General features: G+C 47.5%; 26 protein-coding genes and 2 rRNA genes (1 of these 28 only partly in view). 27 read left to right on the top strand and 1 reads right to left on the bottom strand.

The window, feature by feature from the left end:
- The 11 genes from ACV3PA_RS02315 to rsmI form a co-directional block, all read left to right on the top strand.
- Positions 1 to 1,261: ribosomal RNA gene (locus ACV3PA_RS02315) — 23S ribosomal RNA — on the top strand (it extends 1,653 nt beyond the left edge of the window).
- Between the two features lie 47 nt (positions 1,262 to 1,308).
- Positions 1,309 to 1,424, top strand: a 5S ribosomal RNA gene (gene rrf / locus ACV3PA_RS02310).
- Positions 1,425 to 1,494: 70 nt separating this feature from the next.
- Complete coding sequence (locus ACV3PA_RS02305; protein ID WP_456125543.1) at positions 1,495 to 2,913, top strand: aminotransferase class I/II-fold pyridoxal phosphate-dependent enzyme; 1,419 nt, start codon at positions 1,495 to 1,497, stop codon at positions 2,911 to 2,913.
- Positions 2,910 to 3,548, top strand: coding sequence for a dTMP kinase (tmk, locus tag ACV3PA_RS02300; protein ID WP_456125542.1), 639 nt, complete (start codon positions 2,910 to 2,912; stop codon positions 3,546 to 3,548). Before ACV3PA_RS02305 ends, tmk begins: the two co-directional genes overlap by 4 nt.
- Positions 3,545 to 3,874 (top strand): cyclic-di-AMP receptor, encoded by a 330-nt coding sequence (locus ACV3PA_RS02295; RefSeq protein ID WP_023466519.1) that lies wholly within the window; start codon positions 3,545 to 3,547, stop codon positions 3,872 to 3,874. Before tmk ends, ACV3PA_RS02295 begins: the two co-directional genes overlap by 4 nt.
- Entirely contained in the window at positions 3,874 to 4,866 is a 993-nt protein-coding gene (locus ACV3PA_RS02290; protein WP_053454578.1) for a DNA polymerase, read from the top strand. Before ACV3PA_RS02295 ends, ACV3PA_RS02290 begins: the two co-directional genes overlap by 1 nt.
- Before the next feature lie 6 nt (positions 4,867 to 4,872).
- Positions 4,873 to 5,703 (top strand): PSP1 domain-containing protein, encoded by an 831-nt coding sequence (locus ACV3PA_RS02285; RefSeq protein ID WP_029343044.1) that lies wholly within the window; start codon positions 4,873 to 4,875, stop codon positions 5,701 to 5,703.
- Between the two features lie 8 nt (positions 5,704 to 5,711).
- Positions 5,712 to 6,062 (top strand): DNA replication initiation control protein YabA, encoded by a 351-nt coding sequence (gene yabA, locus ACV3PA_RS02280; protein WP_119182633.1) that lies wholly within the window; start codon positions 5,712 to 5,714, stop codon positions 6,060 to 6,062.
- Positions 6,063 to 6,113: 51 nt separating this feature from the next.
- Complete coding sequence (locus ACV3PA_RS02275) at positions 6,114 to 6,851, top strand: tRNA1(Val) (adenine(37)-N6)-methyltransferase (protein ID WP_456125541.1); 738 nt, start codon at positions 6,114 to 6,116, stop codon at positions 6,849 to 6,851.
- The gene (locus ACV3PA_RS02270) at positions 6,844 to 7,098 is read left to right on the top strand and encodes a GIY-YIG nuclease family protein (RefSeq protein ID WP_053454580.1); all 255 of its coding nucleotides are present in this window, start codon (positions 6,844 to 6,846) and stop codon (positions 7,096 to 7,098) included. The genes ACV3PA_RS02275 and ACV3PA_RS02270 overlap by 8 nt, the downstream gene beginning before the upstream one ends.
- On the top strand, positions 7,095 to 7,952 hold the full coding sequence (rsmI, locus tag ACV3PA_RS02265; RefSeq protein ID WP_456125540.1) for a 16S rRNA (cytidine(1402)-2'-O)-methyltransferase: 858 nt from the start codon (positions 7,095 to 7,097) through the stop codon (positions 7,950 to 7,952). Before ACV3PA_RS02270 ends, rsmI begins: the two co-directional genes overlap by 4 nt.
- 35 nt (positions 7,953 to 7,987) lie before the next feature.
- On the opposite strand, the gene ACV3PA_RS02260 is transcribed toward rsmI, so the two are convergent.
- Entirely contained in the window at positions 7,988 to 8,284 is a 297-nt protein-coding gene (locus ACV3PA_RS02260; protein ID WP_023466531.1) for a transition state genes transcriptional regulator AbrB, read from the bottom strand.
- A gap of 324 nt (positions 8,285 to 8,608) precedes the next feature.
- On the opposite strand from ACV3PA_RS02260, the gene metG reads away from it, so the two are divergent.
- The 16 genes from metG (at position 8,609) to ACV3PA_RS02180 (ending at position 26,828) form a co-directional block, all read left to right on the top strand.
- On the top strand, positions 8,609 to 10,588 hold the full coding sequence (metG, locus tag ACV3PA_RS02255; RefSeq protein ID WP_268760732.1) for a methionine--tRNA ligase: 1,980 nt from the start codon (positions 8,609 to 8,611) through the stop codon (positions 10,586 to 10,588).
- Between the two features lie 59 nt (positions 10,589 to 10,647).
- Entirely contained in the window at positions 10,648 to 11,415 is a 768-nt protein-coding gene (locus ACV3PA_RS02250) for a TatD family hydrolase (RefSeq protein ID WP_456125539.1), read from the top strand.
- Entirely contained in the window at positions 11,412 to 12,683 is a 1,272-nt protein-coding gene (locus tag ACV3PA_RS02245; protein ID WP_053454583.1) for a 3D domain-containing protein, read from the top strand. The genes ACV3PA_RS02250 and ACV3PA_RS02245 overlap by 4 nt, the downstream gene beginning before the upstream one ends.
- Before the next feature lie 66 nt (positions 12,684 to 12,749).
- Positions 12,750 to 13,307: a ribonuclease M5 gene (rnmV, locus tag ACV3PA_RS02240; protein WP_023466539.1), complete on the top strand. Its 558-nt coding sequence runs from the start codon at positions 12,750 to 12,752 to the stop codon at positions 13,305 to 13,307.
- On the top strand, positions 13,304 to 14,182 hold the full coding sequence (gene rsmA / locus ACV3PA_RS02235) for a 16S rRNA (adenine(1518)-N(6)/adenine(1519)-N(6))-dimethyltransferase RsmA (RefSeq protein ID WP_053454584.1): 879 nt from the start codon (positions 13,304 to 13,306) through the stop codon (positions 14,180 to 14,182). Before rnmV ends, rsmA begins: the two co-directional genes overlap by 4 nt.
- 84 nt (positions 14,183 to 14,266) lie before the next feature.
- On the top strand, positions 14,267 to 14,506 hold the full coding sequence (locus tag ACV3PA_RS02230; protein WP_012368950.1) for a Veg family protein: 240 nt from the start codon (positions 14,267 to 14,269) through the stop codon (positions 14,504 to 14,506).
- 95 nt (positions 14,507 to 14,601) lie between these two features.
- Positions 14,602 to 15,462: a 4-(cytidine 5'-diphospho)-2-C-methyl-D-erythritol kinase gene (ispE, locus tag ACV3PA_RS02225; protein WP_053454585.1), complete on the top strand. Its 861-nt coding sequence runs from the start codon at positions 14,602 to 14,604 to the stop codon at positions 15,460 to 15,462.
- A 69-nt stretch (positions 15,463 to 15,531) separates the two neighbouring features.
- Positions 15,532 to 16,371, top strand: a complete 840-nt coding sequence (gene purR, locus ACV3PA_RS02220) for a pur operon repressor (RefSeq protein WP_456125538.1) — start codon at positions 15,532 to 15,534, stop codon at positions 16,369 to 16,371.
- A gap of 158 nt (positions 16,372 to 16,529) precedes the next feature.
- Positions 16,530 to 16,841 carry a septation regulator SpoVG gene (gene spoVG, locus ACV3PA_RS02215; RefSeq protein WP_053454587.1) on the top strand — a complete coding sequence of 104 codons (312 nt, stop codon included), beginning with the start codon at positions 16,530 to 16,532 and terminating at the stop codon, positions 16,839 to 16,841.
- A 168-nt stretch (positions 16,842 to 17,009) separates the two neighbouring features.
- Positions 17,010 to 18,359, top strand: coding sequence for a bifunctional UDP-N-acetylglucosamine diphosphorylase/glucosamine-1-phosphate N-acetyltransferase GlmU (glmU, locus tag ACV3PA_RS02210; protein ID WP_053454588.1), 1,350 nt, complete (start codon positions 17,010 to 17,012; stop codon positions 18,357 to 18,359).
- A 55-nt stretch (positions 18,360 to 18,414) separates the two neighbouring features.
- Positions 18,415 to 19,371 carry a ribose-phosphate diphosphokinase gene (locus ACV3PA_RS02205; RefSeq protein ID WP_012368955.1) on the top strand — a complete coding sequence of 319 codons (957 nt, stop codon included), beginning with the start codon at positions 18,415 to 18,417 and terminating at the stop codon, positions 19,369 to 19,371.
- Positions 19,372 to 19,458: 87 nt separating this feature from the next.
- Positions 19,459 to 20,016, top strand: coding sequence for an aminoacyl-tRNA hydrolase (gene pth, locus ACV3PA_RS02200; protein WP_023466549.1), 558 nt, complete (start codon positions 19,459 to 19,461; stop codon positions 20,014 to 20,016).
- A gap of 56 nt (positions 20,017 to 20,072) precedes the next feature.
- Positions 20,073 to 23,588 (top strand): transcription-repair coupling factor, encoded by a 3,516-nt coding sequence (mfd, locus tag ACV3PA_RS02195; RefSeq protein ID WP_456125537.1) that lies wholly within the window; start codon positions 20,073 to 20,075, stop codon positions 23,586 to 23,588.
- Positions 23,585 to 25,132 carry a putative polysaccharide biosynthesis protein gene (locus tag ACV3PA_RS02190; RefSeq protein WP_456125536.1) on the top strand — a complete coding sequence of 516 codons (1,548 nt, stop codon included), beginning with the start codon at positions 23,585 to 23,587 and terminating at the stop codon, positions 25,130 to 25,132. The genes mfd and ACV3PA_RS02190 overlap by 4 nt, the downstream gene beginning before the upstream one ends.
- The gene (gene yabN / locus ACV3PA_RS02185; RefSeq protein WP_456125535.1) at positions 25,129 to 26,559 is read left to right on the top strand and encodes a bifunctional methyltransferase/pyrophosphohydrolase YabN; all 1,431 of its coding nucleotides are present in this window, start codon (positions 25,129 to 25,131) and stop codon (positions 26,557 to 26,559) included. The genes ACV3PA_RS02190 and yabN overlap by 4 nt, the downstream gene beginning before the upstream one ends.
- The gene (locus ACV3PA_RS02180; RefSeq protein WP_023466556.1) at positions 26,556 to 26,828 is read left to right on the top strand and encodes an RNA-binding S4 domain-containing protein; all 273 of its coding nucleotides are present in this window, start codon (positions 26,556 to 26,558) and stop codon (positions 26,826 to 26,828) included. Before yabN ends, ACV3PA_RS02180 begins: the two co-directional genes overlap by 4 nt.
- Positions 26,829 to 26,873 lie beyond the last annotated feature (45 nt).

Genomic DNA, 26,873 nt, shown 5'->3' with positions numbered 1-26,873 from the left:
CGACACAGGTAGGCGAGATGAGAATTCTAAGACGCGCGGGATAACTCTCGTTAAGGAACTCGGCAAAATGGTCCCGTAACTTCGGGAGAAGGGACGCTCTACACATGTAGAGCCGCAGTGAATAGGCCCAAACGACTGTTTAGCAAAAACACAGGTCTCTGCTAAATCGCAAGATGACGTATAGGGGCTGACGCCTGCCCGGTGCTGGAAGGTTAAGGGGATGGGTTAGCGCAAGCGAAGCTTTGAACCGAAGCCCCAGTAAACGGCGGCCGTAACTATAACGGTCCTAAGGTAGCGAAATTCCTTGTCGGGTAAGTTCCGACCCGCACGAAAGGCGTAACGATTTGGGCACTGTCTCAACGAGAGACCCGGTGAAATCATAGTACCTGTGAAGATGCAGGTTACCCGCGACAGGACGGAAAGACCCCATGGAGCTTTACTACAGCCTGATATTGAGGCTTTGTGCATGATGTACAGGATAGGCGGGAGACGTCGAGCCCGGAGCGCCAGCTTCGGAGGAGTCACCCTTGGGATACCGCCCTTCATGCATAGAGTCTCTAACTCGCAGCCGTCATCCGGCTGGAGGACCGTGTCAGGCGGGTAGTTTGACTGGGGCGGTCGCCTCCTAAACAGTAACGGAGGCGCCCAAAGGTTCCCTCAGAATGGTTGGAAATCATTCGTAGAGCGCAAAGGCAGAAGGGAGCTTGACTGCGAGACCTACAAGTCGAGCAGGGACGAAAGTCGGGCTTAGTGATCCGGTGGTTCCGCATGGAAGGGCCATCGCTCAACGGATAAAAGCTACCCTGGGGATAACAGGCTGATCTCCCCCAAGAGTCCACATCGACGGGGAGGTTTGGCACCTCGATGTCGGCTCATCGCATCCTGGGGCTGGAGTAGGTCCCAAGGGTTGGGCTGTTCGCCCATTAAAGCGGTACGCGAGCTGGGTTCAGAACGTCGTGAGACAGTTCGGTCCCTATCCGTCGTGGGCGCAGGAAATTTGAGGAGAGCTGTCCTTAGTACGAGAGGACCGGGATGGACGCACCGCTGGTGTACCAGTTGTTCCGCCAGGAGCATCGCTGGGTAGCTACGTGCGGACGGGATAAATGCTGAAAGCATCTAAGCATGAAGCCCCCTCCAAGATGAGATTTCCCTTTGAGTAATCAAGAAAGACCCCTCAGAGACGATGAGGTAGATAGGTCACGGGTGGAAGCATGGCGACATGTGGAGCTGAGTGATACTAATCGGTCGAGGCCTTGTTCTAGCAGATGCATTGTTGATGACTTCAGTTTTGAGGGCACGAGCCCGTCGTCTGGTGACGATAGCCAAGTGGTCACACCCGTTCCCATGCCGAACACGGAAGTTAAGCACTTGAACGCCGAAAGTAGTTGGGGGCTTCCCCCTGTGAGGATAGGACGTTGCCAGGCACTTGACCGATCTGCAGATTGCAGGTCGGTCTTTTTGTGTAATCATTTTAGATGAAAAAGGAGTGTTTTCATGAAACGCGAACTTCCTATTGTACATGCACTTCAGCGTCACTTAGATCGAACGCCGATCTCATGGCATGTTCCTGGACATAAAAATGGAACACTGACATCTTTGCCAGACTTTTTTAAATGGGATGTTACAGAATTACCGGGTCTAGATGATTTTCATCATCCAGAAGAAGCCATAGCTGATGCGGTTTCTTTATTGCGACAGGTTTATAATGCACAAGCAAGTTATTTTCTCGTAAATGGCTCGACTGTTGGGAACTGGGCGATGCTTGCAGCTACAGCAACAAGAGGAGAGCGCGTTTATGTACAGCGTAATTCGCACAAATCCGTTTTTAATGCGTTGGAATGGCTCGGTATTGAACCAATATTTCTTGAACCTGACATTCATGAGGAAACAGGAATTAGCGGGCATGTTTCACGTGAAACATTAAAGGAAGCGTTTACGAAATATCCAGGAGGGGTTGGCGTGTTTATAACCTCTCCAACGTATTACGGAGAAGCAGCTGATATTGCATCGCTGATTGAGTTAACGATGTCATTTGGTATTCCTTTGCTAGTGGATGAAGCACACGGCGCTCATTTTGGAAATTCGTTTGGTGTTCGCTCTGCTTTTGAACTAGGCGCAACTGCCGTCGTTCAGTCTGCTCATAAAACACTTCCCGCTCTGACAATGGGAGCGTGGATGCACGAACGATTTACGGAAGACATGAGAAGAAGGTTAAAGCGCGCGCTACAAGCGTTTCAAACATCGAGTCCTTCTTATTTACTAATGGCTTCGTTAGATTACGCACGTTTCTATCGAGAACAGTGGACAGTTGAAATCATGTCAGATATTCAGAGTAGTCACGATGCGTTTGTACAGAAACTTCAACGCTTCGACCATCTAACAGTCATTCGTTTTGACGATTGGTCACGGATGACACTAGCGTATGAAGGATATACAGGAGACGCTTTGTTACAAGCGTTACGAATGGTCCAGCTCGATGCAGAGTTTGCCCTAGGAGATCATGTCGTATGTATTTTGCCACTACGTCGTTTGTCAAAGACTGAGCAGGAGGACTGGATAAATCGCGTCGAACGAGCTATTCAAAATATGAAATTAGAAGGAATTCCCTCGAAAAGGTATATCGAGCAATCAATTATGGGTAAAATACAGGTATCTGCTTTAGCTTGTTCTTATGAACAGTTAGAACAAGCAACAGGTACGTTCCGTCATCTGGATGAGTGTATCGGTCACGTTTCACTAGAAACGATTATTCCGTACCCGCCAGGCATCCCGTTAATCGTCAGAGGAGAGTGCATCACGGCGGAACAGGTATTACGTTTACGACATTATCAAACCGTAGCCGTTCATTTGCAAGGGGGCGAACAATTGCAACACGGAGCGTTACGCGTCATAGAGGAAGGGTTTGAAGTATGAAAGGTACGTTCATTACTGTCGAAGGACCGGATGGTGCCGGTAAAACGACACAACTGCAATTGCTTGGCGAGGTGTTAAAGGAAAAGGGATATAACGTCATGACAACACGAGAACCAGGTGGCACACGTGTTGGGAACGAAATTCGTTCGTTGATTCTAAATCCTGTTTTTGAAGAGATGACAGAGATGACGGAAATTCTATTGTATGCAGCGTCTCGCGCTCAACATGTCGAAGAATTGATTCGACCAGCATTAGAAGCTGGAACGATTGTCTTATGTGATCGATTCGTGGATGCATCACTTGCTTATCAAGGGTATGGTCTCGGGCACCCGATTGATCTTGTCCGTCAAATCAATGCTTCTGCAACAGGCGGATTAGCGCCAGACCGGACATATCTATTTGATTTAACAGTCTCGGATTCTAAAAAACGAATGATGGATCGGGGAGCACTTGATCGAATCGAGCAACGAGACGATGCGTTTCGTGCCCGTGTCTATGAAGGCTTTCAACAGATTGCTGCGTCTGACTCGGAACGGGTACAGATCGTACAAGCCAATCGATCGATTGAAACGATTCATCTGGAATTAGTGGAAGATGTCATGACGTATTTAAAAGAAAGGGAGAGATTCTCATGAAAATGGTCATTACGATTGTTCAAGATAAAGATAGCCTGCGTTTGGCGGAAGCACTTGTCGAGCATGATTTCCGAGCGACAAAACTGGCAACGACAGGTGGTTTCCTAAAAGAAGGGAATACGACGTTCATGATTGGTGTTCAAAGTGAACGTCTTGACGATCTTTTACGATTGATTAAAAAGAATTGTTCGAGTCGTGAACAGATGGTATCTCCGATTTCGCCCATGGGTGGTCATGCGGATTCTTATATCCCGTATCCTGTTGAAGTCCAAGTCGGTGGGGCGACGGTCTTCGTCTTACCAATTGAAGGGTTTCATCAATTCTAATGCAGACGTTTCATGAACTAGAGCAGACACAATCGGTCATTTCGACGATTCTTCAAAACTCGTTACGTAACGACCGAATCAATCACGCTTATATCTTCACCGGAGACTATGAGCCGCTTCTACTTGAAGCGGCTCACTTGTTCGCAAAGAGCCTTTTTTGTGAGGCGCCGGTCGATGTAGAGCCATGTGGTGTCTGTCGTAGCTGTCGGCGGATGGAAAGTGGTAACTTGGTCGATTATTATGAAATCGAACCAGATGGCGCAACCATCAAAAAAGAACAGATTCAGCAATTGATGCATGATCTCTCACTCCGAGGACTCGAAGGCGATCGTCAAATTTATGTTATTACTCAATCGCATAAGATGACACCTCAGGCAGCAAACAGCTTGCTGAAGTTCTTTGAGGAGCCAGGTGAAGGGAAAGTTGCCTTATTATTGACGAACCAACCTCAACTTCTTTTGCCGACGATTCGATCGCGGGGACAGTTATTAAGTTTTCGCCCAGCGGATCGTCAAATGATTGGAGCTGTTTTATCTGAGAAAACGGGACGGGACCACGAGTTGACGCAACTTGCGGCTCGCGTCTATCCAAAAGTCGAGGATGCGGAAGAAGCATTGCTCGAAGACTGGTTTGTAAATGCGCGAGCGTCAGTGTTACAATTGATGGAGGAATTAGCGAATCGTCCGGCTGATTTACCGCTGTTCGTACAAGAGAAATGGATGGGACAATTCAAGAACCGTCAGGATGTCCGAATCGGTCTTGAACTCGTCACTTGTTTCTTCGAGGATGTCTTACGTCTGAAACTGAATCCGGCGTGGGAAGGTATGACCTATACGAATAGTAAACCCCAACTTGAACAGATGGGATCCAAGAGCCAGACGACGATCACCCGCTGGTTGCAAGCTGTGCTTGCTGCAGTCCGACGGGTCGAAGCGAATGTTAATCCCCAATTAACAGTTGAGCGTCTCATGTTTGACTTACAGAAAGGGTAGAGCGACATGCTAGAAGTAGTAGGCGTTCGCTTTAAAGAAGCGGGCAAAATTTATTATTTTGCACCTGGACAAGAGTCATTATCACGAGGACAAGCAGTCATCGTTGAGACGGTACGGGGCATTGAATATGGCGAAGTGGTTATCGCCGATAAACAAATGGACGAAGAAGATGTGGTGTTACCACTGAAATCCATTCTTCGAATTGCTGACGATAAAGATGCAATGATCGTCCGCGAAAATAAAGTCGCAGCGCTTGATGCGCATGCGGTATGTGTCGAGAAAATCCGCGAACATAAACTCGATATGAAATTGGTCGATGTCGAGTACACGTTTGACCGCAATAAGGTCATCTTCTATTTCACGGCTGAAGGACGTGTCGACTTCCGTGAGTTGGTGAAAGATTTAGCGGCTGTCTTCCGGACGCGCATCGAACTCCGTCAAATCGGTGTTCGAGATGAAGCGAAGTTACTGGGAGGCATTGGTCCGTGTGGTCGTGTCTTATGTTGTTCGTCTTTCCTCGGTGAGTTCGAGCCAGTCTCGATCAAGATGGCAAAAGATCAAAATCTCTCATTGAATCCGACGAAGATTTCAGGCGTATGTGGACGGTTGATGTGCTGTCTGAAATACGAGAACGATACGTATGAAGAGATGCGTCGTGACTTGCCGGATTACGGAAAACGTTTGACGGTACCTGAAGGCGAAGGACGCGTCGTTGGATTGAACATTCTCGATCAAGTCGTTCAAATCGAGCTGAAGGATCGTTCCCGCGTCTTAACGTATTCGATGGAAGAACTATTGTCCGTCGGTGCCGTAAAACCAAAACGACCAAAAGAATAACGGGGTGCATACGCGTGGAGAGAGTCGATAAAAAAGAAATCATTACGCGTGTCGATGCGATTGAGCAACAGATTCATTTGCTGACTGAGCATCTGAGCGTGTTAAAAGATCAGCTAGCTTACATGATGGAAGAAAACCAACACCTGTACCTGGAAAATCATCATCTTCGGGAAAAAGTCGAACGTGATGAACAACAGCCGGTCACGGAAGCCGAAGAAGCGGAAGCGGGCGTCGGCGCAGGCTACGATAATCTCGGACGTTTGTATCAGGAAGGATTCCACATCTGTAACTTGCATTATGGACAAGTACGAAAAGACGGTGATTGTCTCTTCTGCTTATCCATGTTAACGAAACATTGAGAGGCTGACTTCTACATGAGTCAGTCTTTTTTTCGGAAAGGAAGGCATCACATGTTTGAACTATTACCAGACGAACGACTTGATTACCTCTTAGGACAAGAAGGGAAAATCATTCAAAGTCCATCCGTCTTTTCCTATTCACTCGATGCGGCACTGCTCGCACGGTTTGCATGGGTTCCAATTCAACAGGGACGGATTGCTGATCTCTGTTCTGGAAACGGTGCGATCCCACTCTTTTTGTCTTACCGGACGAAAGGGCAGATCACGGGTCTTGAGATTCAACCGCGACTAGCGGAGATGGCAGGACGTAGCATCCACTTGAATGAGCTGAACGATCAAATCGAGATGATTGAAGGCGACGTGAAAGAAGCGGGAGCGCGTCTCGGATACGGGATTTATGACGCGGTCACGTGTAACCCACCCTATTTTTTAGCAAACGAGACATCGAATCAAAACCAGAGTGAACATTATACGATCGCGAGGCATGAAGTTCTATGTACGCTCGAAGACTGTATCCGCGGTGCAGCTGATTTATTGAAGCAAGGCGGAAAAGCAGCGTTCGTCCATCGTCCGGAACGATTGCTCGATATTGTTACCTTGATGCGGACCTATCGTCTTGAACCGAAGCGGATGCAATTGATTTATCCAAAAGCAGGTAAAGAAGCGAATATGCTGTTGATCGAAGGAATCAAGGACGCAAAACCTGGGCTGAAGGTCCTTCCACCCTTCATCGTCTATGAAGCAGATAATTCGTATGCCGCACAGATGAAGGAACTATTCGATGTCTGAGCATGCGGTCTATATCGTCCGTTGCCAAGATGATACGTACTATACAGGTTACGCAGTGGACGTCACGCAACGAGTTGCGACACATAATGCAGGCAAGGGTGCAAAGTATACGCGTGCCCGTCTGCCGGTCGTGCTCGTACATCAGGAGGCATTCGCGACGAAGTCAGAGGCAATGAAGCGGGAATATGCGATTAAACAATTAACACGTTCACAAAAAGAACGGCTGATTCAAGGAGGAAGCTCATGAAAGCGACGAGTAGCTATCAACAGCAAGGAACAGGACTCTATATCGTCCCGACACCAATCGGTAATTTAGAAGACATGACATACCGGGCCGTCCGAATCTTGCAGGAATCGGATATCGTCGCAGCAGAAGATACACGCCAGACGATGAAACTATTTCGGCATTTTTCAATTGAGACGAAACTTGTCAGTTACCATGAACATAATAAACAAACGAGCGGAGAACGACTACGCGCCGATTTGCAGTCAGGAAAACAAATCGCTCTCGTCTCAGACGCCGGTATGCCCGGTATCTCGGACCCAGGAAGTGATTTGATTCGCCAAGCGATCGCAGCCGACATTCCTGTCATCGTTTTGCCGGGTGCAAATGCTGCGTTAACGGCGCTTGTTGCATCGGGTCTATCGACAGAACGCTTTTTGTATTACGGCTTTTTACCACGGAAGAAAAAAGAACGGCGCGAAGAGTTGGAGCAAGTGAAATACGAAAAGGGAACACTCGTCTTTTATGAAGCACCGCATCGATTGAAAGAGATGTTGCAAGGAATCGAAGAAGTACTTGGTGATCGCCACGTGACGTTAGCTCGGGAATTAACGAAACGGTATGAAGAATACATTCGTGGAAGTGTGAGTGAATTACGCGCTTGGGCAGCAGAAGACGTTCGGGGCGAGTTCGTCGTTCTCGTTGAAGGATCAAACGAAGATCGACCGGATGCGGTCATCCAAGAGAGTGATCCACTCGAGCAAATCCGCCGGTATATCGAAGAAGGCGAAAAGCCGAATGCGGCGTTGAAGCGTGTGGCGAAGGAGCGCGGACTGGATCGTCAGGAATTGTACCTCGCGTTTCACGAAGCAGATTAAAAAAAGGAAGCCCCGTCTGGAGCTTCCTTCGTTGTTTATTCGTTGCTTGCGTAATGACGATCGAGGAAATCTTTTAATTCAACGAGAACGCGTTGTGCGCCATCTGGTGAAAGAATCAACTTACCATCAGCCAATTTAAAGTTATCTTCTGATACTTCACCTGTAACTTGGCAAGTCATGTTTGGTTTATATTTTTTAAGGATGATCTGTTCGTTATCGACATAGATCTCGAGGGCATCCTTTTCTGCGATTTGAAGTGTACGGCGTAATTCGATTGGAATTACGACACGACCGAGCTCGTCTACTTTACGTACAATACCTGTTGATTTCATTTTGTTGTTCCTCCTTTGATGTCATGGATCTCTTTTTCTTTTGAAAAATCGTCAAAATTCGACATCGTTTCTATAGAATGTAGAATACTAGACTTTCCAAAAGTAGTCAACCAATCTGAATAGCTTGAAATCAAAATGTCATTTATTTCTCAAAAACCCCATATTTGAAACGATTTATTAATACATTTTCCCTTTTTTAAGGAAATGAAACTATAGAGTGTGTTTTTTTGTAATTTGATGTCTGATGTCAAAAAATGTTTTGATTCGACAAAATACGAGTTTCGACATCAGCCCCGTAACAGCGTATAATAGCCTATAATGAAGATGGAAATCAGAGAACGGAGGAATAACATGGCAAACACATTTTACATCACGACTCCAATTTATTATCCAAGTGCAAAACTACATATCGGTCACGCATACACGACGGTGGCTGGAGATGCAATGGCACGATACAAACGACTTCAAGGATTTGATGTCCGGTATTTGACTGGTAGCGATGAGCATGGTCAAAAGATCCAGGAAAAAGCAGCAGAAGCGGGCATCTCGGAACAGGCATTCGTTGATGGTGTCGTTGAGCAGATTAAAGTCTTATGGGATCGTCTCGACATCTCGTACGACGATTATATTCGGACGACAGAACCACGTCACAAGAAAGTCGTCGAAAAAGTATTTGAGACACTCCTGGAATCAGGCGATATCTACTTAGGTGAATATGAAGGTTGGTATTCGATTCCCGATGAGACGTATTATACAGAATCACAACTTGTCGACGGGAAAAGTCCTGACAGTGGACACCCGGTCGAACTTGTTCGCGAAGAATGTTATTTCTTCCGGATCAGCAAATACGCGGACCGTCTGCTTGAGTACTTCGAAGCGAATCCGTCGTTCATCTTGCCGGAATCACGCAAACACGAGATGATCAATAACTTCATTAAACCAGGTCTGCAAGACTTAGCAGTCTCACGGACGACATTCAACTGGGGTGTACAAGTCCCATCGAATCCAAAACATGTCGTCTACGTCTGGATCGATGCGTTGACGAACTATATCTCTTCACTTGGTTACGGTACAGACGATCATGGTAACTTTGATAAGTACTGGCCAGCAGATGTTCATCTCGTCGGAAAAGAAATCGTTCGTTTCCATACGATCATCTGGCCGGCACTCTTGATGGCGCTTGACCTCCCATTACCGAAGAAAGTCTTCGCGCACGGCTGGTTGTTGATGAAAGATGGAAAAATGTCGAAATCAAAAGGGAACGTCGTCGATCCAATTCCATTGACGGATCGTTATGGTCTTGATGCGCTTCGTTATTACCTGTTACGGGAAGTACCATTCGGTTCGGACGGTATGTTCACACCAGAAGCCTTCGTTGAGCGTATGAACTATGATTTAGCGAACGATCTCGGGAACTTACTCAACCGGACAATCGCGATGGTCACGAAATACTTTGACGGTGAGATCCCTGCTTATACAGGCAACGTGACACCGTTTGATGCGACGCTCTCGGATCTTGCGAAAGAAACAGTCACGAAAGTCGAAGCATCGATGGAACATATGGAATTCTCTGTCGTTCTGTCGAACATTTGGCAATTGATCAGCCGCGCAAACAAATATATCGATGAGACACAACCGTGGGTTCTTGCAAAAGACGAAACGAAAACGGTCGAACTCGGTTCGGTCATGGTGCATCTCGTCGGCGTCCTGCGTCACGTCGCAATCATGTTACAACCGTTCATGACGCGTTCGCCAAAAGAAATCTTTACGCAACTCGGTCTCTCAGGACAAGCGATGGACTGGGCAGCTCTTGAGAAGTTCGCAGATATCACACCGGGAACAAAAGTCGGTACAGCTACACCGATCTTCCCGCGTCTTGACGTTAAAGAAGAAGTCGAAGCAATCGTTGATATGATGCGTCAAGCTTCTGCTGCGCGTGTGGAGGAAGAAGAAGTTGAAGAGGCGGATGAAGACGTTCGTCCAGAAACGACGATTGATGTCTTTGACCAAATCGAATTACGTGTCGGTGAAGTTGTGACGGCTGAAAAAATCAAGAAGGCGAAAAAACTACTGAAGTTACAAGTCGATATGGGCAAAGAAACACGCCAAATCGTTTCAGGTATCGCACAGTGGTATGAGCCAGAAGATTTAGTCGGACGGAAGGTCATTGTCGTGGCGAACTTAAAACCGGTCACGTTACGTGGCGAACTCTCACAAGGAATGGTCCTTGCTGCTGAAAAGGCAGGAAAACTTGAACTCGCGACGGTTCCATCAACGATGGCAAACGGCGCAAGTGTAAAATAAAACCGATGCCTGTGGACTTCATGTCACAGGCATTTTTTTAAAGAAGGAGTCGAATAGATATGTTAATCGATACACACACCCATTTAAATGCAGACCAATTTGCAGACGATGTCCATGAAATAATCGAGCGAGCACGCGCGAACGGTGTTTCACCGATGATTGTCGTTGGATTCGACCATAAGACGATTGATCGTGCGATGGAACTCGTCGAAGCGTATGACGATCTCTATGCAGTCATCGGTTGGCATCCCGTCGATTCGATTGACTTTGATGAAGAAGCCTATCAAAAGGTTGAACGGTTGATGGACCATGAAAAAGTCGTCGCACTTGGAGAAATCGGTCTCGACTATCACTGGGATACGTCGCCGAAGGATGTACAGCAGGAAGCTTTCCGGAAGCAGATCCGTCTTGCGAAGCAGAAAAAGAAGCCAATCGTCATCCATAACCGGGAAGCGACGGAAGATACATTACGAATTCTCGAAGAAGAGGATGCAAAAGAAGTCGGTGGTATTTTGCATAGCTACAGTATGAGTGCTGAATTATTACCGCGTTGCCTGGCGATGAACTTCTACATTTCACTTGGTGGACCTGTTACGTTCAAAAACGCGAAGATGCCAAAACGTGTTGCCCAAGAAGTACCGCTCGATCGTTTACTCGTTGAAACGGATTGTCCTTACCTGACACCAACACCACACCGTGGCAAACGTAACGAGCCGGCCTACGTGCGATTCGTCGCAGAAGAGATTGCCCAACTACGTGGCATGATGTACGCCGACGTCGAAGCAGCAACGACTGAAAATGCAAAACGAGTCTTCCGTTTGCCATGATGCGTTCTCTGACATTCACAACAATTGGATTCAGCCTATTATTTATTGCAGCACTCATCTACGGAATGATGGATCATCCGCAAACCGTGACTGTCTTGATTGATGGGCGAGAACAGCAAATTGAAACGACAGCCAATTCCGTTTATGGCGCGCTCGAAGAAGCTGGCATTACGACGCGGGACAATGATGTGATTGAACCGGCGCTTAGTGCCGATTTGCCGAAAAAACGACTAATCGTCATTCAGCGGGCAAAAGAAATCACACTGATCATGGGGTACGGAGAGTCACGTCGCGTTCGAACGCAAGCACGCCAAGTGAAGGATTTGCTTGCGGAACGAGGTATCAAGAAAGCAGATACCGATGATATCTATCCGTCATCTGACGCTGTCTTAACGAACGGAATGACAGTTCGGTACCGGGAAGCGTTTCCCGTTGATCTCGTCGTCGGTGGAAAAGCACGACAAATCTATACGTATGAGACGTCAGTCCGGGAATTATTAGCACGGGAAGGCGTTCGGCTCCAAAAGGAAGACCGAGTTGCACCGGATCCGGACACTCGTGTAACAGAAGGAACGATGATCACAGTTAATACGACCCGACGTGCGACATTGACTCAGGATCAACTCGTCCCGTTTGAGATTGAAGAGGTGGAAGACCCGACTCTACCGGAAGGCGAGCAACTGGTGACGACATCTGGTCGTCCAGGTGTCCGAACGAAGAAGTATCAATTGACGCTCGCTGACGGTCTCAGTAAAGAGAAAAAGCTGATTGGTGATCAAGTGACACAGACACCCGTCAAACAAGTCGTCAAAGTGGGGACAAAACCAGTCGAGAAATCTACCGAAGCACCTGTCTTTAACGAAGAGCAAGCGACGAATCCACTAACTGAAACACCAAAAGCGGATGCGGACCTTGATTTTTCAAGTGCGAAGAGTTTGATGGTCGAAGCAACAGCGTATACGAACGACCCAGCTTCAAACGGTAGTCGTTTGTACGATGGTCGTGCGTTGACAGCGACAGGATATGACGTGACCGATACGATTTCATATCAAGGATTGCCGATCATCGCGGTTGATCCGAAAGTCATTCCACTTGGAACGAAGGTCTACGTCGAAGGAATTGGTCTAGCAATTGCCCTTGATACAGGTGGAGCCATTAAAGGCAATAAGATTGACGTTTTAGTCGATGGTGAACAAAAAGCGAAGACGTTTGGTCGAAAACAACTACAAGTCTGGGTCATTCCTGGTGCAACGGAAGCGGACACGTGACGCTTCCTTGTTTTTTTCGTGGAAACAGGTACAATTACGAGAGTGTTTGAAGAAGGTGGAGAGATCATGCGGAAACGCTTAAAAGAAGTCATTGTCGTCGAAGGACGGGATGATACGACACGATTACAAGAAGTCTTTGATGTCGATACAATTGAAACGAACGGCTCAGCCGTTAATGAACAGACGATGCAACGGATCGAGAAAGCACTCGAACGTCGTGGTGTCATTATTTTCACGGATCCTGATTTTCCGGGAGACCGCATCCGTGCGCGGATCAATGAACGCGTGCCAGGTTGTAAACATGCCTATCTTCCCCGTGCTCAAGCAAAGGATAAACGAGGGAAAATCGGTGTCGAACATGCCTCACCAGCTGCGATTGAAGAGGCGCTTGCTGCTGTCTATGAGACGGAAGAAGCACCGGTTGCGGAAGTGACACGTGAGATGATCTTAGCAGCTGACCTGATTGGTGGACCAGCAGCCTCGATCCGTCGTCGTCGTCTCGGTCAGATTCTTGCAATTGGTGAACCGAATGCGAAACAACTCGTGAAGCGCGTCGCATCAATCCGGATTACGCGCGCAGAATGGGAAGCCGCTCTGAAACAACTAGAGGAGGAAGAAGTTTGAAAGACATTGCTACATTGCACCGGACGAAAGAAATTTTAGCGAAACATGGCTTTTCGTTTAAAAAATCGTTAGGGCAAAACTTTTTAATCGATTTAAATGTATTAGGAAATATTGTTGGAGCAGCTGGGTTAACACCTGATAGCGGCGTACTCGAGATCGGACCGGGAATTGGATCGTTGACGGAACAATCGGCGAAACAGGCGAAAAAAGTCGTTGCTCTTGAAATCGATCAGCGGTTGTTACCGATTCTTGACGATACGCTTTCACCGTATCCCCATACGAAGGTCATTCATGGTGATGCCCTCGAACTCGATCTTTCGACGATCGTTGCTGAGGAGTTTACGCAAGAAGGCATTACTGATATTGCCGTTGTGGCGAACCTCCCGTATTACGTCACGACACCAATCATCATGCGGATTCTCGAAGCGAAAGCACCGTTTCGGACGCTTGTCATGATGATTCAAAAGGAAGTCGCTGAACGGATTGGAGCAAAACCTGGAACGAAAGCATACGGTTCTTTGTCGATTGCGATCCAGTACTATGCGGAAGCTGAAGTCTGCTTTACGGTTCCAAAACAAGTCTTCATTCCAGCACCGAATGTCGACTCGGCTGTCATCCGTTTGAACATTCGAAAAGAGCCAGCGGTACAGACACAAGATGAGGCTCTCTTCTTTGAGATCGTCCGAGCAAGTTTTGCACAACGTCGGAAAACGATTTTGAACAATTTGACGACGCACTTCGGGAAGACGGAAAAAGCGGCTGTCGAAGAAGCATTACTAGAAGCTGGAATTGAACCACGTCGCCGTGGAGAAACGCTCAGCCTGCAGGAATTCGCACAGTTAGCGGATGCACTTTTGCCAATTAAAAAACGTTGACGGATACGATTAGAACAGATATAATATTTCCCCTTTCTAATATTTATTTAATATGCTATAATAAATATTAGTGAGGTGAAGCGTATGCCAAAGACGTTGAACGAAATCAGACATGTTTTCGAAACACATGTTGGTGAAAGACTGACGCTAAAAGCAAGCGGCGGTCGTAAAAAGGTCGTAACCCGAATCGGAACGCTCGTTGAGACGTATCCTTCGGTGTTTGTAGTCAAGCTAGACGCAGAGCGCCACAATGTCGAGCGAGTTTCTTATAGCTACGCCGACGTGCTAACAGACTCCGTACAAATCGAATTTGCGAATTCGTAAACTTACCTTCCGAAGCGGACAAAATGTTCGCTTCTTTTTTTGTGGAAAGGTTGATACAATTCCTACAGGAAACGAACTAGAGGAGGAACGGCACGATGACGATTATTGTAAAGGCTCCGGCCAAAATCAACCTAGTCCTGGATGCGACGGCAAAGCGCCCGGACGGCTATCATGATGTACATATGGTGATGACGACAGTCGATTTGGCAGACCGTCTCGAGTTGACGGAGCTTCCGTCAGGAGAAATTCGGATGAATGCCCAACACGCCTATGTCCCGAATGATGAACGTAATCTTGCTTATAAAGCAGCGGCGATTCTAAAAGAAAAATATGACGTCAAGACAGGGGTCGAGATTTTCTTAGAAAAACATATTCCGGTCGCAGCCGGACTAGCTGGTGGATCAAGTGATGCAGCAGCAACGTTACGCGGCTTAAACGATTTGTGGCAACTCGGCTTGACACTTGAAGAGTTGGCGGAGGTTGGTGCAGCGGTTGGATCCGATGTGCCATTTTGTGTCATGGGTGGAACGGCGATCGCAACCGGTCGCGGCGAAAAACTTGAGAAACTTGTCTCGCCACCGCCATGCTGGGTCGTTCTCGCAAAACCGACGATCGGTGTTTCGACAGCCGATGTCTACGGAGCGCTTGACCTGAACACAGCAAAACGTCCGAACGTCGAAGCGATGATTGACGCCGTGAAAGAACAAGATTTCCAAGCGATCTGTCAATCACTCGGTAACGTTCTTGAATCGGTTACGTTACCGATGCACCCGGAAGTCGAGCAAATCAAGGAATTCATGGCAAGTTGTGGTGCAGAAGGTGTCTTAATGAGCGGAAGTGGTCCAACCGTCTTTGCTCTGACAGAACACGAGAATCGGGCACAACGTCTCTATAATGGATTACGAGGCTTTTGTAATGAAGTCTACGTCGTTCGTCTTTTAGGCGAAAACCATTGATAATATCCGTATGAAAATGATATATTCACTATTGAATATTCGGAATTACGGAGAGGTGGAACTAAACAAATGAAAATTCGGAGAAGTGGTCGGTTGGTTGACATGACACGGTACTTGCTTGACCATCCCCATCATCTCGTCTCATTGACGATTTTTGCAGAGCGCTATAAATCGGCGAAATCTTCAATCAGTGAAGATTTAGATATTGTCAGCGAGATGTTAGAACATGAGGGAACGGGGCGCCTTATCACTGTGCCAGGTGCTGCAGGTGGCGTCATGTTCATCCCGACGTGGAGCAGTAAAAAGGCGTTACCGTTCATTGACGATCTATGTGAACGTGTTGCACGTCCGGATCGACTGTTACCGGGAGGATATCTCTATTTGACAGACTTACTCGGGGACCCGAAGATGGTCAAACAGATGGGGCAAGTATTTGCGTCTGTCTTCAGTCAAAAGAAAGTTGATGTCGTCATGACGATTGCAACGAAAGGGATTCCGCTTGCTTATGCAGTCGCAGAGCAACTTGGTGTGCCGTTCGTCATCGTGCGTTCGGATAGTCGCGTCACGGAAGGTTCAACGGTCAGTATCAACTATGTCTCGGGTTCTTCAAAAGCGATCCGGACGATGGCACTGGCACGTCGGAGCTTACCTCGTGGAGCGAATGTTTTATTGATTGATGATTTCATGAAAGCCGGCGGAACGATTCGCGGGATGATGAGTCTCTTGAGCGAGTTTGAAGCAAAAGTCGCAGGCGTTGGTGTCTTGATCGAGGCAGAAGGTGCTGAGAAAAAGATGGTCAATGAATATGTCAGCTTAATGAAATTAGCAGACGTCGACGTTGATCTTGGTCAAATTCAGGTCAAGCGTGGCAACGTAGACCATTACTTCTCAGAAGTCGAGACTACCTGAAATTGACAGTCGCATGGATTGTAACTATACTGTAATTATCAAACTTTTGGAAATTATGCGTAAAAAGATTGGGAAAGACTAAACCTTTATTTGTTTTAAGCCGTAAGTAGAAGTAGACAACGAAGAGTTGTGACAACGGTTAAAGGGGTGCGGACAAAATGAACGTTACGGACGTTAAAATTCGTCGCGTCGTGGCAGAGGGTCGAATGAAAGCACTTGCCTCTATTACGCTCGACCACGAATTCGTGGTACATGATTTGCGTGTTATCGAAGGGAACAGCGGTCTTTTCGTTGCCATGCCAAGCAAACGAACGCAAGAAGGTATCTTCCGGGATGTCGCTCATCCAATCAATGCATTAATGCGAAAAAAGGTCGAAGATTCAGTACTCGAAGCCTATGCGGCCCGTGAGGATCAAGAAGAAGGCATTGGATACGAAGTCTCTTCTGTCCAAACGACAGATCACGTATAAGAAAAAAGACAGGTTTTCTCTTCTTGGGAAAAGCTGTCTTTTTTCGCGTTTTTTCCTCTTCTCCGTTCTGTCCCATCATTGAATAACGATGCTATTTTCGTTATAGTTGGAACGAGTGTACTATTTCAGAACGAAATCAACACTAATTTACGTGGAGGAGCGACAAGGATGAATCATTTCGCGGTAATTCTAGCAGCGGGTAAAGGAACTCGGATGAAATCGAAGCTTTACAAAGTACTTCACCCAGTCGCTGGGAAACCTATGGTACAGCACGTCGTCGATCAATTAGCGACGCTCGGCGTCAAGCGACAGGTCGTCATCGTCGGTCATGGTGCAGAATCCGTCAAAGAAGTGCTTGGCACATCGGTGGAATACGCACTTCAAAGTGAGCAGCTAGGCACAGGTCATGCTGTTCAAATGGCAGAACCCGTACTTGGGAACGAACAAGGAGCAACTCTCGTCGTCTGTGGCGATACACCACTCTTGACGAGTGAGACACTGGCTTCATTGCTTCAACATCATACGGAGACAAACGCAAAAGTGACTGTTTTGACGGCACTTGCTGACGATCCAACTGGTTACGGACGAATTGTTCGTGGTGAAGATGGAAACGTCTCGAAAATCGTCGAGCATAAGGATGCGAATGCAGAAGAACTCGCGATTCGAGAAATCAATACAGGCACGTACGTATTTGATAACGAAATGCTGTTCGCGACGCTGAAACAGGTTAAGAATGACAACGCACAAGGTGAGTATTACTTACCAGATGTGATCGAACTTGCAAAAGCAGCAGGCGAAACAATTGCAGCTTATGCGGCACCTACGTTTGAAGAGACAATCGGTGTTAACGACCGCGTCGCACTGGCGCAAGCGGAAACGTCAATGCGTAAGCGGACGAATGAGTACTGGATGCGTCAAGGGGTCACTTTCGTTGATCCATCTTCGACGTATATCGGACCGGACGTTACGATTGGTTCAGATACCGTTCTCTATCCGGGTACACAGTTACTTGGTCACACGGTCATTGGTTCAGAATGTACGATTGGTCCGAACTCGGATATCCGCGATAGTGAAGTGGCTGATGGCGCAATTGTTCGTCAATCAGTTGTCACGGATAGCAAGATCGGTCCGACGGCGCAAGTCGGTCCATTCGCGCATTTACGTCAACAAGCAGTACTTGGTGCAAACACACGCGTTGGAAACTTTGTTGAGATCAAGAAATCAACGTTTGGCGAAGGTAGCAAATCAGCACACTTGAGCTATGTCGGAGATGCAACGATCGGCGACAACGTCAATCTTGGTTGTGGATCAATCACGGTCAATTACGATGGGAAAAATAAATTCCAGACGATCATTGAGGACGATGCCTTTATTGGCTGTAACGTCAACTTGATCGCACCGGTCACGGTCGGCAAGAATGCCCTTGTTGCTGCCGGATCAACCGTCACAGATGATGTACCGGAAAACGGTCTCGCGATCGCACGGGAACGTCAAACGACGAAACCTGATTATCGTTAATTCATTACTTGTCGCTCTACTCGTCTAAACCCAAACAAATGGAGGCCACCTACACATGTCTACTGTCTTAGAACATGAAATTCGTATTTTCGCACTCAACTCGAACAAACCACTGGCAGAGGAAATCGCTAAAGTCATCGGAATCCCGGTGAGCGAAAGTTCAGTCAAACACTTCAGTGATGGCGAAATTTCGATGAACATCGAAGAAAGTGTTCGAGGGGATGATATTTACATCATTCAATCGACAAGCCAACCAGTCAACGAAAACCTGATGGAACTTCTCATCATGATCGATGCACTGAAACGGGCGTCTGCACGGACAATCAACGTCGTCATCCCGTATTACGGTTATGCGCGTCAAGACCGCAAAGCACGTTCACGTGAGCCAATCACGGCGAAACTCGTTGCGAACTTGCTTGAAGTAGCAGGGGCGACACGCGTCGTGACGATGGATCTCCATGCAGCACAAATCCAAGGGTTCTTCGATATTCCAGTAGATCAGTTGATGGGTGTACCGCTTCTCGCTTCATACTTCGAGAAAAAGAACATCGATCCAAACGAACTCGTCATCGTTTCTCCAGACCATGGCGGTGTCACACGGGCACGTAAATTAGCAGAACAATTAAAAGCACCAATCGCGATCATCGACAAACGCCGTCCGAAACCGAACGTCGCAGAAGTCATGAACATCGTTGGTCAAGTCGATGGCAAGATTGCCATCATCATTGATGACATCATCGATACAGCAGGTACGATTACACTTGCAGCGAACGCTTTGATCGAAAACGGAGCGAAACAAGTCTATGCATGTTGTACACACCCTGTTCTTTCGGGTCCAGCAATGGAACGGATCGAGAACTCAGCAATCGAAGAACTTGTTGTCTTGAACACGATCGATTTGACGCAACGCGAATGTGCAAGTAAAATCAAACAAATCTCTGTGGCACGCTTGCTTGCAGAAGCAATCATCCGTGTACACGAACAGAAATCAATCAGCCCGCTCTTCAGCTGATTGATTGATGCATACGAACGACGTGGTCCGGTTTATTGAAATCGGACCCTTGTTCGTTTACTTTTTTAATAGAAATGAGGAATCGATATGAAATGTATCGTCGGATTAGGAAATCCCGGGGCAAAGTATGCAAATACGCGCCACAACATCGGTTTTCTTGCGATTGATGCTTTAGCAGAGAAGCACGGGATCAAGCTCTCAGAATCGAAGTTTAAGGCCCTCTTCGGAACGGGAATGATAAACGGAGAGCGTGTCGTACTCGTGAAGCCATTGACGTATATGAACTTATCAGGTGAAGCGGTTCGACCGTTGCTTGATTTTTATAAAATTGCGGTAGAAGATGTTCTCGTCATCTATGATGATTTAGATCTACCACTTGAGAAACTACGCTTACGTTCAAAAGGTAGTGCTGGTGGTCATAACGGCGTCAAGTCGTTAATCCAGCACCTTGGTACGCAGGAAATCAAGCGTCTCAAACTCGGCGTCGGTCGACCACCGGCACCAATCCAAGTCATCGACTGGGTATTGATGAATTTTTCGAAGGCGGAACAAGGAAGCTTGCAACATGTACTCAATGCGTCTGTCGATGTAGCGACGGACTTCATAGACACACCGTTTCTTGCTTTGATGAATCGGTATAACTGAACGCAACGCTTTGGGGTTCCAAAGCGTTTTTGCTGTCGTGTTTTAGGAGGAAGAAGATGAAACAATTACAAGAACTTTTACTAGCGATTCCTGAAATCAAGACGGTTCGGGAACGCTTCCGAGATGGTGTCAATGCACAGTTGATTACTGGTTTGATGAATAGTGGAAAAGCACTGTTCGTCGCCGGTATTTATCAGGAGACGAAACGTCGATTCGTGCTCGTGACGCATAATATGTTCCAAGCACAGAAGTTATACGATGATTTGATTGAACTCGTACCAGAAGAAGACGTCATGCTGTATCCGGTCGACGAGACGTTAGCGGCGGAACTCTCCTACGGGGCAAGTCCGGAATTACGGGCAACGCGGATCGAGACACGGCATCGCTTGTTGACGACGGACGATGGAATCCTGATCATTCCGCTCGTTGGTTTACGTCGATACGTTCCGGATGCACAGACGTTCTTATCACACGTCAAACAAGTGAAACCGGGCGATATCTTATCGATTCCAGACTTCGTCCAAGACTTAGTCGATGCTGGATATGAACGGACAGCGACCGTGACGACACCAGGTGAATTTGCTGTTCGCGGAAGTATCATCGATATCTATCCACTCACAGTCGAACGTCCGTACCGGCTCGACCTATTTGATGAGGAAGTCGATTCAATCTATACATTCGATGCGGAGACCCAACGCTCGCTTGGTGTCGTCGCAGAAGCGTGTTTGATGCCAGCAGCTGAACACTTTGCGACGAAGGATCAGTTGAAGGACGCGGGTGAAAAAGTCCGTCGTCTCTATGAAGCAACGAAAGAGCGTGTCCAAAGTACGGAAGTCCTTGCGGCACTCGAAGAAGGAATCGCCTATGACGTCGAGTTGTTAGAAAACGGCGATCAACCGAAGCAGTTTGCGAAGTATGCACCAATCCTCTACACGTCGACCTTACGTCAAGACGTGACGGGCAGTGTCTTGATCGTCGATGAAGTCGCACGTGTTGAAGAAGCGGCAGAAGTTCAGGATGCAGAAGAAGCGGAATGGATGGCATCGCTCATTGAACGCGGCCAAAGCGTCAGTGATTATGTCCTGTCGGTTCCAATGGCACATGTCTTTGAAGGGCAACCGTTATTGTATCTCTCGCTGCTACCGACACGCCGGAGCGGTGTACCGGAAAGTGCAGCAATCCATTTCAGTATCAAACCAATTGCACCATTCCATGGTCAGATGGAACGCTTGAAGCAAGAAGTCGAACGGTATCGCCGTGCCGACATGTGGATGGTCTTCTTAGCGAGTAACCGGGAACGTGCCGAGCGGATGCGCCAAACGTTATCTGATTATGGGGTTGAAGCCTCGATCGTAACGAAAGAAAGCATCACCCGTGGTCAACCCGCGATCCTAATTGGCGGAATTCATGGTGGATTTGAAATGACGAATGCACGTCTCGTCGTCATCACGGAAGAGGAAGTCTTCAAACAACCAGCGCGCCGCCGGAAGCAGACGACGAAGCTGACGAATGCTGAACGGATCAAGAGTTACCAGGAATTGAAGACGGGTGATTACGTCGTCCATATTCATCACGGGATTGGTCGATACCATGGCATCAAGACGATTGATGTAGCCGGTAATCATCAGGATTATCTCCATCTCGTTTATGCGGGAGAGGACTCCTTGTATGTCCCTGTCGACCAAATCGACTTGATTCAAAAGTATGTCGGGGCTGAAGGAAAAGAGCCGAAGATCTATAAACTCGGCGGGACGGAATGGAAAAAGGTCAAAGCGAAGGTTCAAAAATCGGTCGAAGATATCGCCGATGAGTTGATTAAGCTCTATGCGGCTCGTGAAGCAGCTGTCGGTTTTGCGTTCCCAGAGGACGATGATAACATGCAGGCGTTTGAAGCTTCGTTCCCATATGAGGAAACGGTCGATCAATTGCGCTCGATCGCTGAGATCAAGAAAGATATGGAACGTCCGCGTCCGATGGATCGTCTCTTGTGTGGCGACGTCGGGTACGGGAAAACAGAAGTAGCGATTCGTGCAGCCTTTAAAGCAGTCATGTCTGGAAAACAAGTCGCGTTGCTCGTACCGACGACCGTTCTTGCGCAACAGCACTATGAAACGATGCTTGAGCGATTCAGTGAATGGCCGATTCGTGTGTCGGTCATGAGCCGGTTCCGTTCGCCAGCAGAATTAAAAGCGACGAAACAAGGATTAAAAGAGGGAACAATCGATGTCGTCGTCGGGACACACCGTGTGCTGTCAAAAGACGTCCAGTTCGCTGATATCGGTTTGTTAATCATTGATGAAGAGCAGCGATTCGGAGTTAAACACAAAGAACGTCTGAAACAGTTGAAGACGAACGTCGACGTCTTGACGTTGACAGCAACACCGATTCCGCGGACATTGCACATGTCGATGATCGGGATTCGCGATCTTTCGGTTCTTGAGACACCACCTGAAAACCGTTACCCGGTCCAGACGTATGTCATGGAATACGACGGGATCGTCATGCGGGAAGCACTCGAACGGGAACTCGGGCGTGGTGGACAAGCATTCTTCCTGTATAACCGTGTCGAAGGCATCGAGCGAAAGGCAGAAGAGATTCGCGCACTCGTCCCGGAAGCGCGGATCGTCACGGCTCACGGTCGAATGACGGAAACCGAACTCGAAAGTCAGCTAATCGCCTTCTTCGAAGGAGATGCCGACGTCCTTGTCAGTACGACGATCATTGAGACAGGAATTGATATCCCGAACGTCAATACGTTGATCGTTCATGACGCTGATCAAATGGGCTTATCGCAGCTTTATCAATTACGTGGTCGTGTCGGTCGATCAAGTCGCGTCGCCTACTCATACTTTACGTACCGTCCGCAAAAACGATTGACGGAAGTGGCAGAAAGTCGTCTGCAGGCGATAAAGGAGTTTACGGAGCTCGGTAGCGGCTTTAAAATCGCAATGCGTGACTTATCGATTCGTGGTGCTGGGAACTTACTCGGTTCGCAACAATCTGGATTCATCGATTCTGTTGGTTTCGATCTCTATTCACAGATGCTTGCAGAAGCAGTCGAAGAGCGGAAAGAACGGATGAAAGGTAAAAAACGCGTTCAGAAATTCGTTCCTGAGTTCACGTTCAGCCTTGATGCCTATATTCCATCACACTACATGACGGACTCCGAGCTAAAAATCGAGTTCTACAAACGTTTGAAATATGTGGATACCGTTGATAGTCTCGAACAACTCGAAACGGAAATGCTCGAACGTTTCGGTGAGTTCCCAGATGAAGTCGCGCGTTTGATCCAGTTGACACGAATGCGTATTTTCGCTGAACGGGCACGTGTCGAGCGTGTTAAACAAACCGAACCGAAAATCGAAATCGTCTTGTCACTCCAATCAACACAACAACTCGATGTGGCAGACTTCGTTAAATGGACCGTTCCACTGGGACGTGGTCTAGGTATGGGACAACAAGAGCAGAAACTCGTCTTAACTCTGAACCGCAACAAACAGTCGACGCAACAGATGACGATGCAGGCAGAACAATTACTGGCGGAACTTGATCGCCGGCTCGTCGCGCGATGAATAAACGAACGATTGCCCAAGGCGCAGCATTACTTGCGATCTCTAGTTATATCTCGAAATTACTCAGCTTCTTTTACCGGATTCCGTATCAGAATCTTGCCGGTGACTTTGGACTGTATGTCTATCAGACCGTCTATCCGTTATTTGCGATTGCGGCAGCGCTCGGCATTTATGCGCTGCCTGTCATCGTGGCGAAATTGACGCTTCACCACCCAGATGAGAAACGAGAAGTTCTCTGGTCGATTTTTTATGTCTTACTTGCCATGACCGTCTTTTTCGGGGTGCTTGGTTGGTGGATCGCCCCGACACTTGCCGGATGGTTTGGGGATAACAAACTCGTCGTTCCCTTGCGTGCAGTGACGTGTACGTTTTACTTACTGCCCGTGATTGCCGTTCTACGAGGCATGTTTCAAGCAGATCTTGAGATGCGACCGACTGCCGTATCCCAAGTCTCTGAAAATGCCGTTCGCGTCGGACTGATGTTGCTCGTGACCTATATCGGTGTCTCGATGCAGGCAGATCCTTACTGGATTGGTGCGAGTGCTCATTTAACGGCGATCGGCGGCAGTGTGGTTTCGTTATTCGTTTTATTGCGTTTTGCGAAAGGAAAGATCGGTCGTCCTGTGTTTTCAAGTGTTCACGTACGACGGGTCGGTAAGGTGCTCGTGACAAGCGGTGTGGCAGTTAGTATCGCGTCACTTGCCTTATTGTTGATGCAATTGATCGACGGGTTGACGTTCGTCAATCTACTTGGCAATACGACGGAGACGAAAATCGAAAAAGGGGTCCTCGATCGTGGATACCCATTATTGCAATTTGCGATTTTATTTGCGACATCAATGAGTCTTGCGAGCGTTCCGTCCTTATCGACCGCATATCGAAAGCATAATCCACGGATGATGCGTCAACAATTGGAAACGCTGCTCCGTTCCGGTCTGTTGATTGCCGCTGCAGCGACGATCGGTTTAATGGGTGTGATGCGTCCGCTCAATATTGCGTTATATCAAAATGACGAAGGAACAGTAGGGTTGATTTGGCTCGCAGCGACGTCATTTGCTGCTTCGATCGCGATGATGATTGTCTCTTGTCTGCAGTCAGTCGATGCCGAAAAATATGCGCTCGTCGGTGTTCTTGTCGGATTAGGGGCGAAGCTCGCTCTGAATCTCTATTTCATTCCCCGATATGGTATGATCGGGGCGGGTATGGCGACATTTGGCGGTTTTGCCGTCATGGCGGCGGCTCAGTGGATTTTATTGAATCGGAAGTTCGGTCGCGTATCAGCAGGAAACACATTTTATCGCCGACTGATCTTACCTGTGCTTGCCATGAGTGTGTTTCTGTATCTGATCGAAACGTTCTTTCAGCTATTTGAGCTTGAGACACGAATCGGTGCGGCACTCGAAGTCGGCGTCCTTGTCGTCGGTGGTGCCATCATTTACGGCAGTATGGCGTTACGCGTCCGGACATTAACAGCACAAGAGTGGGCGTTATTGCCTTTAGGAGATAAGTTATATCAGATGTACCAACGTAGGAGGAGCATATGACACACCGAATTACGATCGTCGGCCTTGGCGTCGGCGAACTGGAACAATTGCCATTCGGCATCTATCGATTATTAAAAAATACGACACAACCTGTCTATTTACGGACAATGGATCATCCGGTCGTTTCAGAACTCGCAGCAGAGGGAATGAACTTTACATCATTTGACTCGGTTTACGAACGACATAGTCGGTTTGAAGATGTATACACAGAAATCGTCGAGGAATTGCTTTACCTTTCTGAAACGACGGACATCATCTACGCCGTTCCAGGACATCCATTAGTCGCTGAGAGTACCGTGCAACAGTTGTTACAACGGACAGACAATGTCGATGTCGTAGGGGGACAAAGTTTTCTCGATCCGATGTTCGCAGCCCTTGGCGTGGATCCGATTGAAGGATTCCAGTTACTTGATGCAACAGCGTTTGCCGTTGATGAAGCACAGATTCGTCAACATCTGCTGATTGGACAAGTCTATGATGCGCTTGTCGCAGGTGATTTAAAGGTCCAGTTGATGGAACGGTATCCGGATGAACATTTGGTCACTCTTGTCACAGCAGCAGGTACAAGTCAGCAAACCGTTCAAAACGTACCGTTGTATGAACTCGATCATGTGACGACGCTCAGTAACTTAACGACGGTCTATGTACCACCGGTTACGGATGAGCAGACGTTGAATCGCGACTTCTCGACCTTAAAAGAGATTATCGCTCGTTTACGTGGCGAAGGTGGGTGTCCGTGGGATCAAGAGCAAACTCATGAGTCCTTAAAACGGCATTTAATCGAAGAATCTTACGAATTACTGGAAGCCATCGACCTTCAGGACGATAATTTAATGATAGAAGAGCTAGGAGATGTCCTCTTACAGGTCATGCTCCACGCACAAATTGGTTTAGATGAAGGTTATTTTGATATTCGAGACGTCATCGGAAGCGTCAGTGATAAGATGATTCGTCGTCATCCGCATGTTTTCGGGGAAACGACTGTCGATTCTTCAGAAGATGTCGTTTCGAACTGGCAAGACATCAAAGCGCAAGAAAAACCAGAGCGGACTTTCTTGCTTGATGGTGTGACAAAAGGAGCACCTGCTTTGATGCGGGCAGAAGCTATTCAAAAGAAAGTGGCGAAAGTCGGTTTTGAGTGGGAAGACGTCGAGGGGGCACTTGAAAAAGTGATCGAAGAGTTACGTGAATTGAAAGAAGCAGCACCAGAAGAACGACTCGGAGAATTCGGAGACGTCCTGTTTTCGATGACACTCGTCGGAAAATACCTCGGTCTATCGGCAGAAGAAGGATTACAACGAACGAATGATAAATTCATTCGCCGTTTTACACGGATGGAACAACTAGCGGATCGACCGCTCGTTGAGATGACGCTTGAAGAACAAGATTTACTCTGGCATCAAGCGAAGCAGGAGGAACAGTCATGAGACTTGATAAATTTTTAAAAGTGTCGCGTCTGATCAAACGACGGACGCTTGCGAAAGAAGTCGCCGATCAAGGGCGTATTACGATCAACGGTAATGTAGCAAAAGCAAGTAGTACCGTAGCAGCAGGTGATGAGATGACGATACGGTTCGGAAATAAGATCGTCACAGTTGCTATATCGAGCATTAAAGAACATGCGAAAAAAGAAGAAGCATCTGATATGTATGAGATCATCCGTGAAGAAAAGGTGAATTCCGAAGAATCGATGTGATTTACCGGAAAAAGGAAGTATACTAAGAGTGTCAGGGATGACCAC

This window comes from Exiguobacterium sp. EA-TM-5, assembly GCF_053878415.1.
Note: the sequence above shows the minus strand (reverse complement) of the source record. Positions and strands in the feature narration are given on the sequence as shown.

What these genes read in the sequence shown, in the direction of transcription:
- ACV3PA_RS02305 (WP_456125543.1), top strand. Translation starts at nt 1,495, where the DNA reads ATGAAACGCGAACTTCCTATTGTACATGCACTTCAGCGTCACTTAGAT.
- tmk (WP_456125542.1), top strand. Translation starts at nt 2,910, where the DNA reads ATGAAAGGTACGTTCATTACTGTCGAAGGACCGGATGGTGCCGGTAAA.
- ACV3PA_RS02295 (WP_023466519.1), top strand. Translation starts at nt 3,545, where the DNA reads ATGAAAATGGTCATTACGATTGTTCAAGATAAAGATAGCCTGCGTTTG.
- ACV3PA_RS02290 (WP_053454578.1), top strand. Translation starts at nt 3,874, where the DNA reads ATGCAGACGTTTCATGAACTAGAGCAGACACAATCGGTCATTTCGACG.
- ACV3PA_RS02285 (WP_029343044.1), top strand. Translation starts at nt 4,873, where the DNA reads ATGCTAGAAGTAGTAGGCGTTCGCTTTAAAGAAGCGGGCAAAATTTAT.
- ACV3PA_RS02275 (WP_456125541.1), top strand. Translation starts at nt 6,114, where the DNA reads ATGTTTGAACTATTACCAGACGAACGACTTGATTACCTCTTAGGACAA.
- ACV3PA_RS02270 (WP_053454580.1), top strand. Translation starts at nt 6,844, where the DNA reads ATGTCTGAGCATGCGGTCTATATCGTCCGTTGCCAAGATGATACGTAC.
- rsmI (WP_456125540.1), top strand. Translation starts at nt 7,095, where the DNA reads ATGAAAGCGACGAGTAGCTATCAACAGCAAGGAACAGGACTCTATATC.
- ACV3PA_RS02260 (WP_023466531.1), bottom strand. Translation starts at nt 8,284, where the DNA reads ATGAAATCAACAGGTATTGTACGTAAAGTAGACGAGCTCGGTCGTGTC.
- metG (WP_268760732.1), top strand. Translation starts at nt 8,609, where the DNA reads ATGGAAATCAGAGAACGGAGGAATAACATGGCAAACACATTTTACATC.
- ACV3PA_RS02250 (WP_456125539.1), top strand. Translation starts at nt 10,648, where the DNA reads ATGTTAATCGATACACACACCCATTTAAATGCAGACCAATTTGCAGAC.
- ACV3PA_RS02245 (WP_053454583.1), top strand. Translation starts at nt 11,412, where the DNA reads ATGATGCGTTCTCTGACATTCACAACAATTGGATTCAGCCTATTATTT.
- rnmV (WP_023466539.1), top strand. Translation starts at nt 12,750, where the DNA reads ATGCGGAAACGCTTAAAAGAAGTCATTGTCGTCGAAGGACGGGATGAT.
- ACV3PA_RS02230 (WP_012368950.1), top strand. Translation starts at nt 14,267, where the DNA reads ATGCCAAAGACGTTGAACGAAATCAGACATGTTTTCGAAACACATGTT.
- ispE (WP_053454585.1), top strand. Translation starts at nt 14,602, where the DNA reads ATGACGATTATTGTAAAGGCTCCGGCCAAAATCAACCTAGTCCTGGAT.
- purR (WP_456125538.1), top strand. Translation starts at nt 15,532, where the DNA reads ATGAAAATTCGGAGAAGTGGTCGGTTGGTTGACATGACACGGTACTTG.
- spoVG (WP_053454587.1), top strand. Translation starts at nt 16,530, where the DNA reads ATGAACGTTACGGACGTTAAAATTCGTCGCGTCGTGGCAGAGGGTCGA.
- glmU (WP_053454588.1), top strand. Translation starts at nt 17,010, where the DNA reads ATGAATCATTTCGCGGTAATTCTAGCAGCGGGTAAAGGAACTCGGATG.
- ACV3PA_RS02205 (WP_012368955.1), top strand. Translation starts at nt 18,415, where the DNA reads ATGTCTACTGTCTTAGAACATGAAATTCGTATTTTCGCACTCAACTCG.
- pth (WP_023466549.1), top strand. Translation starts at nt 19,459, where the DNA reads ATGAAATGTATCGTCGGATTAGGAAATCCCGGGGCAAAGTATGCAAAT.
- mfd (WP_456125537.1), top strand. Translation starts at nt 20,073, where the DNA reads ATGAAACAATTACAAGAACTTTTACTAGCGATTCCTGAAATCAAGACG.
- ACV3PA_RS02190 (WP_456125536.1), top strand. Translation starts at nt 23,585, where the DNA reads ATGAATAAACGAACGATTGCCCAAGGCGCAGCATTACTTGCGATCTCT.
- yabN (WP_456125535.1), top strand. Translation starts at nt 25,129, where the DNA reads ATGACACACCGAATTACGATCGTCGGCCTTGGCGTCGGCGAACTGGAA.
- ACV3PA_RS02180 (WP_023466556.1), top strand. Translation starts at nt 26,556, where the DNA reads ATGAGACTTGATAAATTTTTAAAAGTGTCGCGTCTGATCAAACGACGG.